The sequence below is a fragment of the Mesoflavibacter zeaxanthinifaciens subsp. sabulilitoris genome (assembly GCF_014191595.1).
Taxonomy (GTDB): Bacteria; Bacteroidota; Bacteroidia; order Flavobacteriales; family Flavobacteriaceae; genus Mesoflavibacter; species Mesoflavibacter zeaxanthinifaciens.
This window is the reverse complement of sequence record NZ_JACHWV010000001.1, coordinates 267,865-280,448: the sequence shown is the minus strand read 5'-3', so window position 1 is coordinate 280,448 and position 12,584 is coordinate 267,865. Positions and strand designations below refer to the sequence as shown.

Sequence of the window (12,584 nt, the reverse complement as noted above, 5' to 3'; positions counted from 1 at the left end):
ATTATTAATCCTCCAAAACTGTTCGCATAGCTTTGGCTTTAATCAAGCATTCTTCATACTCTTGTGTCGGATCACTTTTTGCTGTAATTGCGCCACCAACCGAGTAGCTTACGTACTTTTTAGATTGATTGTATAAAATGCTTCTTATCACTACATTAAAATCGAAATCGCCTTCTGGCGAAAAATAACCAACAGCACCAGAATATAATCCACGTTTTGTAGCCTCTAAATCTTCGATAATTTTCATTGCCGAAATTTTTGGTGCACCAGTCATACTTCCCATAGGGAAAGTGGTTTTAATCACATCTACAGGATGTACATCTTCCCTAACTTGAGACGTGACTGTAGATATCATTTGATGCACTTGCTCAAAAGTATACACTTTACATAATTCTTCTACTTTTACACTTCCTTTTTTGGCAGTTAAAGACAGATCGTTACGTACTAAATCTACAATCATAATATTCTCACTACGCTCTTTTGGGTTAGCTACCAAATCGTGTTTAAGCAAGCTATCTATCATAAAATCTTCATCACGTTTTGCTGTCCCTTTTATAGGTTGAGATATTACCTTTTGACCTTCTTTTTTTAAGTAACGTTCTGGTGAAGCACTTAATAAATACTTGTCATTTTGCTTTAAAAATGTAGCAAATGGTGGCGTAGAAATAGCGTTTAACTTATTGTAAATCTCTAACGGATTTATCGTTGTATTTTCAGCATAAAATTCTTGACAAAAATTAGCTTCGTAAATATCACCACGATGTATGTGAGCTAACATTTTTTCTAGCTTTTCAAAATATTCATCTTTATGAATACGAAGATGAATTTTAATTGGTGATTTATATGAAGGTTGTTCTACATTTTCAAAATTTGATATAGTTTCAAAATCAGTGTCCATTTCATCATCAACCATTTTTAAGTAGTGTAATTCAACCGAATTTCCTTTTAAAAAAAATAGTTTTTTAGGTTGAAAAAAATACAAATCTGGAAAATGTAATCCGTCAAAATTTTCTGATTTTAGAGGCTCAATATCATTTTTTAAATCGTAAGATAAATACCCAAAAATCCAATCGTTAGTCGTAGTTTGGTAATCTTTTAGTTTATCAAAAGCTTGATGAAAATCGGTTTGTAAACTAGTAAATGCATCTACTGCCAAAACCGCATCGTAATTAGAATACTGCTGTTTGTAATTATTACTGTCTAACCAAATAATATCTTCAAATTGGTTGCTCCAGTTTAACAAATGTTGTTTAAACTGTTGGACATTAGCAACTTTATATGTTTTATGTGTTCTCAAATAAAAAAATTGAAGTGTAAAGTTAAGCAGATTTAAGAAAAAAACGATTAATTTGACAGTAGTTTAAAACCATTATTATGTTTCAATTATCAAACGACTTATTAAACATCAAAGTAAAAGCTAAAGGTGCTGAGCTTTGTGAGATTTCTTCAGTTAAAAATAACCGCCAATTTATGTGGCATGCAGATCCAAAAGTTTGGGCTAGTTACGCACCAAATTTATTTCCAATAATTGGATCGATGAAAGACGATAGTTATGTTTTTAATGAGAAAACCTATCATATGCCAAAGCACGGTTTTGTTAGACATAATGAAGATATTAAACTTTTAGAACAAACCGAAAATAGCTTAACGTTTAGCTTGAAACAAAACAAACAGATAAGCAAATGGTTTCCGTTTGATTTTGAACTTTTATTAAAATATACCCTTACAGATAACACATTAACCTTAACTCATACAGTTAAAAATCTAAACGATTCTAATATGTATTTTTCAATTGGTGGTCATCCTGCGTTTAAATGTCCTTTTTATGATGAAGAGAATTACACTGATTATCATTTAGAATTTGAACATCCTGAAACTGCAAAAAGTTACTTACTAAATATGGATAACGGTCTTGTTACAGACCAGACAAAACCAGTTTTCAATACCAAAAATACCATTAATTTAAAACCAGATTTATTTAATGAAGATGCTTTAATTTTTAAAGATTTAACCTCTAAAAAAGTAGCATTAGTAAGTAAAAACCACGGAGAAATTTTAAATGTTAGTTTTCCTGATTTTAAATATTTAGGGATTTGGGCAAAACCAAATGCACCTTACGTGTGTATAGAACCTTGGTTAGGAATTGCGGATCATGAAAACACCAACCAAGATATCACAAAAAAGGAAGGTATTATTAAATTAGCAGCAAATAAAACATTTACAGCTAGCTACAGCATACAAATACATAACCTGCATTTGGAATAAACAAAATATAAGTAGTAGTTTTGTAGCCTAAATTATAGCTGTGACTTTTCAAGATTTAAAATTAAACACACCATTATACAATGCTATTGACGATTTAGGCTTTACGTCGCCTACGCCAATACAAGCAGAAGCTTTTAGTATTGTTGCAAGTGGTAAAGATGTGGTAGGAATTGCCCAAACAGGAACTGGTAAAACCTATGCCTACATGTTGCCTATCTTAAGAAATTTAAAATTTTCAAGACAGGATAATCCTCGTGTTTTAATTTTAGTTCCAACTAGAGAACTTGTAGTACAAGTGGTTGATGATATAGAAAAACTAGCCAAATACATCAATGTACGCGTACTTGGTGTTTATGGTGGTACAAACATAAATACCCAAAAACAAGCTGTAGTACAAGGTTTAGATATTATTGTTGCTACACCAGGAAGATTATATGATTTAGCGGTTAGTAGAGCGTTACAGCTTAAATCTATCCAAAAATTAGTGATAGATGAAGTTGATGTGATGCTAGATTTAGGATTTAGACATCAATTAATCAATATTTTTGATATACTTCCAGAACGTAGACAAAACATCATGTTTTCTGCAACAATGACGGAAGATGTAGACGATTTAATTACCGACTTTTTTATCGCTCCAGAACGTGTTTCGATTGCAGTTTCTGGTACGCCTTTAGAAAATATAGAACAAACTAAATACAGCGTCCCAAATTATCACACCAAAAAGAATCTTTTAATCGAACTTTTAAAAGACGAAGAACAATACAACAAAGTCTTAGTTTTTGTATCTAATAAACGTATGGCTGATCGGCTTTTTGAAGATTTAGATCAATTCTTTAAAGAAGAATTATGTGTCATTCACTCTAACAAAACGCAAAATTACAGATTACGCAGTATTGAGCAATTTAGAGAAGGTGTTAATCGAATTTTAGTTGCAACAGATGTTATGGCGCGTGGTTTAGATATTGATAATATTAGTCATGTAATTAACTTTGACACGCCTGAATATCCAGAAAACTACATGCATCGTATTGGTAGAACTGGTCGTGCAGAACGCGAAGGTCATGCTTTAGTATTTTCTACAGAAAAAGAACAAGACGCATTAGAACGCATTGAGAAATTAATGCAAATGGAAATTAATTTAGTTGAAATACCTGAAACTGTTTCAATTTCTGAAGAATTAATTCCTGAAGAACGCGAAGTGATAAAAGAGCGTTACAATCCTACAAAACGAAGACTTGACGAAGATGCACCAGGACCTGCTTTTCATGAGAAAAAAGAAAAAAATAAAAAGGTTAATTTAGGTGGAAGTTACAAACGCGAAATCGCTAAAAAATATAAAAAACCTAAAACACGAGGTGATAAAAATTATAATAAGCGTAATAAGAAAAAATAAAAAAAGCCAATCGTAAAGATTGGCTTTTTAGTTTTATTTATTTGCAAGTCTTAAAATAAATATTCCTATTCTAGTTACAACAAAAGAAAACAATCCAAAAGTTGCTGTTAACAAAGATATTTTTAATCCGCCAGCAAATATAGATGGATCTGGATTACCCATTGCTTCTACACTATCAAACGCTTGAATAAGCCCTAAAACAGAACCTAAAAAACCTAAAACCAAAGCTAGCAAACTAGCATCAACAGCTAGTTTTAGCATTTTAAAAGTTTGCTCTTTGTTTGATTTTAAAGCGATAAAACCTTTAATGATAAAGAATAGCGAAGTTAATAATGCCAATAGTATTAAAGACATAAAAAGCGGTCCGCCTTCATAAAAAAGATTGGCAACTAAAAATTGTTGATTTAAAATAGTTAGTAAAGTCATAATTTCATTTTTTGATTAAACCTGCTACAAACTTATTTTTAAATAGCTTAGGCTTTTACAAAATGCGATAAACAACCTAATTAGATATCGATTTAACAACATGTCAAATCACTTGCTAAATTGGTTATTGGTCTACAAAATAAAAACTCAAAAATTAAAAATTGTAATATTGTATATATTTTTTTAAGCATTGAAAACTCAAAAATTAATCAAATTATTACTTTTTAAAGCCACTAAACACATACTATTTTGGTCTGTTGTGCTTTTATTTTTTACTTATTTTTTTAGTGCTGGAAGTAAACATTTTAAAGACACTTTAATGTTTAGTGCCTTTTTAATGCCAACAACTATAGCAACTACTTATGTATCTATTTACAAATTAATACCTGATTATTTAATAACAAAACGATATACAGCGTTTACGGTATATAGTGTTTACACTTTAATTATTTCGTTGTATTTAATTATGCTGTCCATATTTTTTAGTTTGATTTATTTATCAAATTTTGAATTTGATCAAATGAATCCAATTACCAGAAACATCATTTTAGTAACTTCTAGTGTCTATCTTGTCGTTATCTTGGTAAGTGCATTTAAACTATTACAGCTTAACTTAAAATCAAACAAAAAAACAGCTTTATTAGAATCTAAAATTTTAGAAACTCAGCTAAAACTAAAAGAGCAAGAGCTTAATTATTTAAAAATGCAGATTCATCCACATTTTCTGTTCAACACACTAAATACAATGTATGGCGCTGCTTTAAAAAAGGCTGATGACACACCAAATATGATCTTAAAACTATCTAATCTTCTTGATTATTTATTATACCAAGTTGATAAACCGTTTGTGAGTTTAGAAGATGAAATAAATCATATAGAAGATTATATAAGTCTTGAAAAAATGCGATTTAATGAGACCTTAAACGTGTCTTTTACTAAAGATATTCATTCAAATACTATAAGTATAGCGCCGATGCTTTTTATTCCTTTTGTTGAAAACAGTTTTAAACATGGGACTTTAAAAAATGGTGTTTTGCACATAGATTTATCTATAAAAACAACTTCAGAAATCATTATTTTTAAAATTTCTAATAGTAGCTTAAACAAGAAAAAACAAAATGAAGGTATTGGTTTACAAAACATTAAAAAACGTTTAGAATTGTTATATCCAAATCAATATCAATTAGATATTTTTCAAGAACCATCTAAATTTACAGTTAACTTACAGCTAAATATTAAATCTAAACTAACTAATGAGTAATCCTATTTCTTGTATAATTGTAGATGATGAAAATGTGGCTAGAGAGATCATAGCATCGCACTTATCTAGAATAGAAAATATTGAAGTTATTGCCCAATGCAAAAATGCTATTGAAGCATTTAATTTTATAAATAACAATGCAGTAGATCTTATTTTTTTAGATATTAATATGCCTGAAATTTCTGGAATTGCATTTGCAAAATCAATAAATAAGAACATTAAAATAATATTTACTACTGCCTATCGTGATTATGCAGTAGAAGGTTTTAATCTTCAAGCTGTAGATTATTTATTAAAACCTATTTCTTTTGAAAGAATGTTACAAGCTATAAATAGATATTTTGAAGTTAATACGCAACAAACTGAAACACAATCACAACCTTCAGAAACTAACGATTTTATTTTTGTTCGTTCAGATAGACGTATGTTAAAAATTACGTTTAAAGACATTATTTTTATAGAAAGTTTGAGTGATTATCTAAAAATTCATCTAAAAGATCAATCTATCATTACCCGAGAAACTATTAGTGCAATTGAAGCTAAACTTCCACAGAAAGATTTTTTAAGAATACACCGATCATACATTGTAAACTTAGCAAGTATTGAGTCGTTTACCAATGAAGAAATGATTGTAAACGGTAAGTGTTTAACCATTAGCAGGAGTTATAAAAAGGATGTAATAGCTAAACTAGAACGTTTTTAAACTCTACTTTTTATCTGATAAATGATTTTCTATATCAGTTAAATGATGATTTAGCGCATCTACCGAAATCTGAATTTCTCTTATCAAAAATCCTAAGGATAAAATTAATAATAACAGTGCAACTCCAAAAACCCAAACGGCTATATCATTTTGTTCTATGTAAACCAAAAACATAGTTAGTACACAAAGTAACAAACTAGAAATACCAAAAATCTGCATAGATCTTGTTAAGTATAACCGTTTTCTTAAGTTATTAATTTGAAGTAAAAGTGCTTCGTCTTGTTGTTGTAAAAACTTTTCTTTTAAGTTTCTTACAACAGACGCATAAGCTAAAAACCTGTTAGTGTACGCCAGCATGATTAAGGATATTGCTGAAAATAATAAGGCTGGCGTTGTTAATGTTAGTTGATTCATATATTTTTTAAATTAAAAAAAGCGAGCTAAAAAGCTCGCTTTAATTTTATATAAATAGTCTTTTTAGTGTTTTACTATACATGTAAAGCTCTATCTTCTGTTGCTGCTAAAGCAGCTTCTTTTACAGCTTCTGCAAAAGTTGGATGTGCATGAGACATGCGCGAAATATCTTCGGCAGATGCTCTAAATTCCATAGCAGTTACTGCTTCTGCAATTAAATCTGCACAACGTGCACCAATCATATGTACACCAAGTACTTCGTCTGTAGTTTCATCTGCAAGAATTTTTACAAATCCATCGATATCTCCAGATGCTCTTGCACGACCTAAAGCTCTAAACGGGAATTGTCCTACTTTGTATTTAGTTCCTGCTTCTTTAAGTTCTTCTTCTGTTTTACCTACTGCTGCAACTTCTGGCCAAGTGTAAACTACACCAGGAATTAAGTTATAGTCAATATGTGGTTTTTGACCAGCTAAAGTTTCGGCAACAAAAACACCTTCTTCTTCAGCTTTATGCGCTAACATTGCTCCTTTTATAACATCTCCTATTGCGTAAATGTTACTTGCAGATGTTTGTAAATGCTCGTTTACTTCAACTTGTCCTCTATCGTTAAGTTTTACTCCTGCAGCTTCGGCGTTAAGTCCGTCTGTATAAGGACGACGACCAACAGACACTAAACAATAATCGCCTTTAAACTCTACAACTTCACCTTTTTTATTTTCTGCTTTTACAACAACTTCATCTCCGTTACGCTCTACAGATTGTACTTTGTGAGACACCATCATGTTGCATTTTGCTTTCTTAAAAACTTTATTAAGTTCTTTAGATAATCCTGCATCCATAGTTGGAAGGATACGATCCATATACTCTACAACTGTTACTTCTGCACCAAGACGTTTGTACACTTGTCCTAGCTCTAAACCGATAACGCCACCACCAATAATAATTAGGTGTTTAGGCACTTCTTTAAGTTTTAAAGCTTCTGTAGAAGTAATAATTCTTTCTTTGTCAATGTTTATAAATGGTAAGCTAGAAGGTTTAGAGCCTGTAGCTATAATAGTGTTTTTAGCTTCAATTTCTTCTTCTTTTTCACCTTTAATAGTAATGTGAGTTGCATCTTTAAAGCTTCCAACACCTTGATAAACATCAATTTTGTTTTTTTTCATTAAAAAGTCAATTCCACCAGTAGTTTGATCTACTACAGATTGCTTACGCGCAATCATTTTTTCTAGATTTACTTTAACTTCTCCAGGAATTTCGATGCCATGATCTTCAAAGTGTTTTGTTGCTTCTTCATAATGATGAGAAGAGCTTAATAACGCTTTACTTGGTATACATCCTACGTTAAGACAAGTACCTCCTAAAGTTGAATATTTTTCGATTATTGCGGTTTTCATACCTAATTGTGCACAACGTATTGCGGCTACGTATCCACCAGGTCCAGAACCTATAATTGCTACATCGTATTGACTCATATGTGTTGATTTTTCGCTTTTGCGGAAATTATTTTATTAAAAACTAATACAAAAATACGATTTTGAATGTAAACCTCTAAGTATAATTTTGAATAATTTGTCTAAGCTTTAGAAGAAACTCTATAACCTAAAAAAAGCCCATTGTTAAATCAAACAAGAGTTCTACATCTGATTTAAAACAGGCTTATATTTATTGATTAATAGCATTGTAAAATTGAGTATATCTTAAAGTTTGTGCAATACTCAATTTGAGTATTTTTTAAATTATATTATTTAATTTAATCATTGCTACTAGTTCTCCTGTAGATGAAAGTTTTAATTTTTTCAAGATATTTCTTCTGTGTGTATCTACTGTGTGAGAACTTATATTTAGACTTTCTGAAATTTCTTTACTTGTTTTATCTAATACTAAAAGCCTAATAATATCACGTTCTCTATTAGAAATTCCTTCTTTTAATAATTTTTGAGAAAAATTATTAAAATACACTGTTTCATATTCATTTTGATCATTTAAAAGCTTTGCTGTTGCTGTTATTTGCATATTTATTTTAGGATCTAAAACGGTATAATGTGCTAAACCTATAATGGGTTTCATTTCATTATCAAAATCTAAAGGTGTTGTGTTTTGCACTATATTTACATAGGTTCCTTTTTCGTTTTTAAAGCGATAATTCCAAGTATAATTTGCTTTATTTCTTTGTTTAATAGGTATTTCGGTTAAGGTAAAGTCCATTAAATGATGCATGGCAGAAAGCCATATTTCGACATCATCTGGATGAATACGACTCCAAAAATAACGCATACCTTTAATCTTTAAATCGTTATCATCTAGCCCCAAACAGCTAGTAAAATTTTTACTTACATATTCAAAAGTTAAATCTTGTGTGTTTGTAACGCAAAAAAAAGTAGAACTGTAGGGTAAAAACTGATCTAATTCTATAATTTTCTTTATGTGAGTTTCTAAAGAAGGTTTTGCGTAAGAATCAAAAATTGTGCTATAAAGCTCTTTAATTTTAGAGTATTTCATAAGGGATAATAGCTAACATTTACACCACAATATAATTATTTTTATTTAAACCGAAATTGCTGTAGTATGTTTTACTTCACTGATAACAAACATACTATGTGTGCTACCAATATGTTTTATATTGGTTAATTTTTCTACCATAAATTTTCTAAACTCTTCCATATCTTTTACTGCTACTTTTAAAAGATAATCATAATCTCCGCTTATATGATAACACTCTATAACTTCGGTTAATTTATTCACTTCTTTTTCAAACTGAATTACATATTCTTGCATATGTTGTATTAGTTTTATGTGGCAAAAAGTAACAAAAGACTTATCTATTTTCTCTTTATTTACTAAGACTACATATTTACTTATAACACCTTGGTTTTCTAATTTTTTTATACGCTCAAAAACTGCTGTAACAGATAAGTTTAATTGGTTTGCTAAAGCTTTATTGGTTTGTTTACTGTCGTTTTGTAAAAGTTGAAGTAATTTTTTGTCAATATCGTCAAATACCATAGTTGAAAAATTTTCTGTAAAACAAATTATTATATTTAAAACACAATACTAATTTTCTGTAAAATTATTAAAATTCAGTTTAATTTTCTAAAATACATTAACATTATTGTTTTAAATTCTAGTATTTATCAATTTTGATGTAATAAAACTTAAAACTATGTCTTTTAAACCAGCAAATAATATTCAGGATTTACAGTATTTTGGAGAATTTGGAGGTGTAAACCCTTCTATTTCAGACTCTTCAACTTATACTTTTTTATCAGCTAAAACCATGTTTGACACCTTTGAAGGTAATGCAGATGGTTGTTATTTATACTCTCGTCATTCTTCTCCTTCTAACTTATATTTAGGTGAAGCGTTAGCCGCTATGGAAGGTACAGAAACTGCAAATGTAACAGCTTCTGGAATGGGTGCAATTACACCTGTAATTATGCAACTTTGTGGAGCTGGTGACCATGTAGTTTCTAGCAGAACTATTTATGGTGGTACTTATGCTTTTTTAAAGAATTTTGCTCCTAGATTAAATATTACAACATCTTTTGTTGATATAACAAAATTAGATGTAGTTGAAGCCGCAATTACCAATAATACTAAAGTTTTGTATTGTGAAAGTGTTAGTAACCCTTTATTAGAAGTAGCAGATATCGAAGGACTAGCTAAGCTTGCAAAAAAACATAATTTAAAATTAGTAGTAGACAATACGTTTTCGCCTTTATCCATTTCACCTGCAAAATTAGGAGCAGATGTTGTAATACATAGTTTAACTAAATTTATTAATGGGTCTAGTGATACTGTTGGAGGTGTTGTTTGCGGCACACAAGACTTTATTAATGAATTAAGAAGTGTTAACGATGGTGCTTGTATGCTACTAGGTAGTACAATGGATAGTTTACGCGCTTCTTCTATTTTAAAAAACTTACGCACACTGCATATACGCATGCAACAACATAGTCATAATGCTAGTTACTTAGCAGAAAAATTTGAAAAATTAGGGCTAAAAACTGTATATCCTGGATTAACATCTCATCCTTCTCATCAATTATTTAAAAATATGATGAACAAACAGTATGGTTTTGGAGGCATGCTTACCATAGACGTTGGTAGCTTAGATAAGGCTAATGCTTTAATGGAATTAATGCAAGAAAAAAACTTAGGTTATTTAGCTGTTAGTTTAGGATTTTATAAAACCTTATTTTCTGCTCCAGGAACTTCTACATCTTCTGAAATACCTGAAGACGAACAAGAAGAAATGGGTTTAAGTGATGGATTAATTAGATTTTCTATTGGATTAGATGCCGATATAGAGCGTACATACAATATGATGAATCAATGTATGAAAGAAGTTGGTATACTGTAATACTAATTAGATACAACTATAACTAAAGTGATAAAACTAATCTTTATAAATAGCTAAATTATAATAGTTTAAAGATTAGTTTTATCACTTAAATTTTTTAAAAATAACATTTATCAATCTATTAATATCTATACTTAAAACTTAAGTTTTAAATATCGTTTTAACAGATCTGTTAAGTTAACCTAAAAGATAATTTCAATTTGCATAGCTCTGTCTAAAATCGTAACATTACATTTGAAAAACTAACTAAAATATGCAAGACAATAACCTTTCTGATATAGATATTAATGATCAAAGAATTGTAGAAAACAAAGAATTAAATCTTATAGAAGCTTTAATACCAGTAGTTTGCCTTATGGCGCTACTAGCTTACAACATATTTTTTGTTGATGATCAAGAATGGTTTGGTGTTTATACCAACCAAATTATATTACTAATTGGTGGTGGCATTGCTGCTATAGTAGGTATATTTAACAAGGTATCTTTTAACTTAATGGTAAAAGAAATCTGGGAAAACTTAAAAAGTGTTTTTGTCCCTATTCTTATCTTATTTTTAGTTGGTGCTTTAGCAGGAACATGGCTAGTAAGCGGCATTATACCTGCTATGGTATATTATGGTTTACAAGTTTTAAGTCCAGAAATATTCTTACCTGCTTCTGTAGTTATTGCTGCTATAATTTCTATCGCAACAGGTAGTTCTTGGACAACATCTGCTACTGTTGGTATTGCTTTAATAGGTATTGGTAGTGCGTTAGGTATACCAACAGGAATGATTGCTGGTGCTGTAATTTCTGGAGCCTATTTTGGAGATAAAATGTCGCCTTTAAGCGATACTACAAACCTTGCTCCTGCTATGGCTGGCACAGACTTATTTACACACATAAGATATATGTCTTTTACTACAGTACCTACTGTGTTAGTTACAATTATTATATTTTCTATTTTAAGCGCAACTATAGACACAACTGGTAATGCAGATATAAGCAACTTGTTAACCAGTATAAATAATACGTTTAATATTACACCTCTTTTATTTATTGTCCCTGCAGTTGTAATTGCTTTAATTTTAATGAAAACCAAACCTCTTATTGCATTATTAACAGGAGTTGTTCTTGCTGCAATATTTGCTTTTATTTTTCAACCTGAAATTTTAACAAGTTTATCAGATTCTAAATTTGCTGCAATTTTTAATTCTATTTTAACAGATACTCAAATCGCTACAAACAACGAAAAGTTAAACGAACTATTCTCATCTGGAGGAATGAATGGTATGATATGGACCATTTTATTAATCTGTTGCGCAATGGTATTTGGTGGTATTATGGATGCAATTGGTGCTTTAGCAAGAATTACTAACGAGCTTTTAAAAATAGCAACAACTGTATTTGGTCTTTTTGCAAGTACTGTTTTTAGTTGTTTAGGTTTGAATGCTATTGCTTCAGACCAATACCTAGCAATTGTAATTCCTGGTAAAATGTTTAAAAAAGCATATCAAGACAAAAATTTAGCACCAGAAAATTTAAGTCGTACACTAGAAGACTCTGGTACAGTTACTTCTGTTTTAATTCCTTGGAATACTTGCGGAGCTTATCAAAGTGGAGTTTTAGGTGTTGGTGTTGCAGAATATTTTGCCTATGCTATTTTTAACTGGCTAAGCCCTGTAACAACATTAATTTTTGCTGCATTATCCATAAAAATTAGACAAATATCTAACAAATAATCAATATTTATAACAAAATATTATATCGATAGTTTT

At 30.0% G+C, this 12,584-nt stretch carries 12 protein-coding genes; 6 read left to right on the top strand and 6 right to left on the bottom strand.

Going from position 1 to position 12,584, the window contains the following annotated elements; translation table 11 throughout:
* Positions 1 to 4 precede the first annotated feature (4 nt).
* Positions 5 to 1,297, bottom strand: coding sequence for an aminodeoxychorismate synthase component I (pabB, locus tag FHS04_RS01330; protein WP_106678092.1), 1,293 nt, complete (start codon positions 1,295 to 1,297; stop codon positions 5 to 7).
* Positions 1,298 to 1,374: 77 nt separating this feature from the next.
* Between pabB and FHS04_RS01325 the strand changes: the two genes are divergently transcribed.
* Together FHS04_RS01325 and FHS04_RS01320 are read left to right on the top strand one after the other, a co-directional pair.
* Positions 1,375 to 2,265: an aldose 1-epimerase family protein gene (locus FHS04_RS01325; RefSeq protein ID WP_106678094.1), complete on the top strand. Its 891-nt coding sequence runs from the start codon at positions 1,375 to 1,377 to the stop codon at positions 2,263 to 2,265.
* 40 nt (positions 2,266 to 2,305) lie between these two features.
* Entirely contained in the window at positions 2,306 to 3,661 is a 1,356-nt protein-coding gene (locus FHS04_RS01320; RefSeq protein WP_106678096.1) for a DEAD/DEAH box helicase, read from the top strand.
* A 33-nt stretch (positions 3,662 to 3,694) separates the two neighbouring features.
* Here FHS04_RS01320 and FHS04_RS01315 read toward each other — a convergent pair whose 3' ends face one another.
* Entirely contained in the window at positions 3,695 to 4,087 is a 393-nt protein-coding gene (locus FHS04_RS01315) for a MotA/TolQ/ExbB proton channel family protein (RefSeq protein ID WP_106678098.1), read from the bottom strand.
* 190 nt (positions 4,088 to 4,277) lie between these two features.
* Between FHS04_RS01315 and FHS04_RS01310 the strand changes: the two genes are divergently transcribed.
* Together FHS04_RS01310 and FHS04_RS01305 are read left to right on the top strand one after the other, a co-directional pair.
* Positions 4,278 to 5,348, top strand: coding sequence for a sensor histidine kinase (locus FHS04_RS01310; RefSeq protein ID WP_244906272.1), 1,071 nt, complete (start codon positions 4,278 to 4,280; stop codon positions 5,346 to 5,348).
* Positions 5,341 to 6,051 carry a LytR/AlgR family response regulator transcription factor gene (locus FHS04_RS01305; RefSeq protein ID WP_106678100.1) on the top strand — a complete coding sequence of 237 codons (711 nt, stop codon included), beginning with the start codon at positions 5,341 to 5,343 and terminating at the stop codon, positions 6,049 to 6,051. The genes FHS04_RS01310 and FHS04_RS01305 overlap by 8 nt, the downstream gene beginning before the upstream one ends.
* Positions 6,052 to 6,054: 3 nt before the next feature.
* Here FHS04_RS01305 and FHS04_RS01300 read toward each other — a convergent pair whose 3' ends face one another.
* From FHS04_RS01300 to FHS04_RS01285, 4 genes are all read right to left on the bottom strand, one after another.
* The gene (locus FHS04_RS01300; RefSeq protein ID WP_106678102.1) at positions 6,055 to 6,465 is read right to left on the bottom strand and encodes a DUF2721 domain-containing protein; all 411 of its coding nucleotides are present in this window, start codon (positions 6,463 to 6,465) and stop codon (positions 6,055 to 6,057) included.
* 74 nt (positions 6,466 to 6,539) lie between these two features.
* Positions 6,540 to 7,940: a dihydrolipoyl dehydrogenase gene (lpdA, locus tag FHS04_RS01295; RefSeq protein WP_027878819.1), complete on the bottom strand. Its 1,401-nt coding sequence runs from the start codon at positions 7,938 to 7,940 to the stop codon at positions 6,540 to 6,542.
* 259 nt (positions 7,941 to 8,199) lie between these two features.
* Positions 8,200 to 8,967 (bottom strand): LuxR C-terminal-related transcriptional regulator, encoded by a 768-nt coding sequence (locus FHS04_RS01290; RefSeq protein WP_027878818.1) that lies wholly within the window; start codon positions 8,965 to 8,967, stop codon positions 8,200 to 8,202.
* 45 nt (positions 8,968 to 9,012) lie between these two features.
* Positions 9,013 to 9,471 (bottom strand): Lrp/AsnC family transcriptional regulator, encoded by a 459-nt coding sequence (locus tag FHS04_RS01285; protein ID WP_106678104.1) that lies wholly within the window; start codon positions 9,469 to 9,471, stop codon positions 9,013 to 9,015.
* A gap of 157 nt (positions 9,472 to 9,628) precedes the next feature.
* Here FHS04_RS01285 and FHS04_RS01280 point away from each other — a divergent pair, with 157 nt between their 5' ends.
* Positions 9,629 to 10,828, top strand: a complete 1,200-nt coding sequence (locus tag FHS04_RS01280; RefSeq protein ID WP_106678106.1) for an aminotransferase class I/II-fold pyridoxal phosphate-dependent enzyme — start codon at positions 9,629 to 9,631, stop codon at positions 10,826 to 10,828.
* A gap of 253 nt (positions 10,829 to 11,081) precedes the next feature.
* Positions 11,082 to 12,548 (top strand): Na+/H+ antiporter NhaC, encoded by a 1,467-nt coding sequence (gene nhaC / locus FHS04_RS01275; protein ID WP_106678108.1) that lies wholly within the window; start codon positions 11,082 to 11,084, stop codon positions 12,546 to 12,548.
* Positions 12,549 to 12,584 lie beyond the last annotated feature (36 nt).

Bases quoted from the DNA above. Each gene is read 5' to 3' on its own strand.
- lpdA (WP_027878819.1), bottom strand. From the start codon at position 7,940: ATGAGTCAATACGATGTAGCAATTATAGGTTCTGGACCTGGTGGATAC.
- FHS04_RS01315 (WP_106678098.1), bottom strand. From the start codon at position 4,087: ATGACTTTACTAACTATTTTAAATCAACAATTTTTAGTTGCCAATCTT.
- FHS04_RS01305 (WP_106678100.1), top strand. From the start codon at position 5,341: ATGAGTAATCCTATTTCTTGTATAATTGTAGATGATGAAAATGTGGCT.
- FHS04_RS01280 (WP_106678106.1), top strand. From the start codon at position 9,629: ATGTCTTTTAAACCAGCAAATAATATTCAGGATTTACAGTATTTTGGA.
- FHS04_RS01325 (WP_106678094.1), top strand. From the start codon at position 1,375: ATGTTTCAATTATCAAACGACTTATTAAACATCAAAGTAAAAGCTAAA.
- FHS04_RS01285 (WP_106678104.1), bottom strand. From the start codon at position 9,471: ATGGTATTTGACGATATTGACAAAAAATTACTTCAACTTTTACAAAAC.
- FHS04_RS01290 (WP_027878818.1), bottom strand. From the start codon at position 8,967: ATGAAATACTCTAAAATTAAAGAGCTTTATAGCACAATTTTTGATTCT.
- FHS04_RS01300 (WP_106678102.1), bottom strand. From the start codon at position 6,465: ATGAATCAACTAACATTAACAACGCCAGCCTTATTATTTTCAGCAATA.
- nhaC (WP_106678108.1), top strand. From the start codon at position 11,082: ATGCAAGACAATAACCTTTCTGATATAGATATTAATGATCAAAGAATT.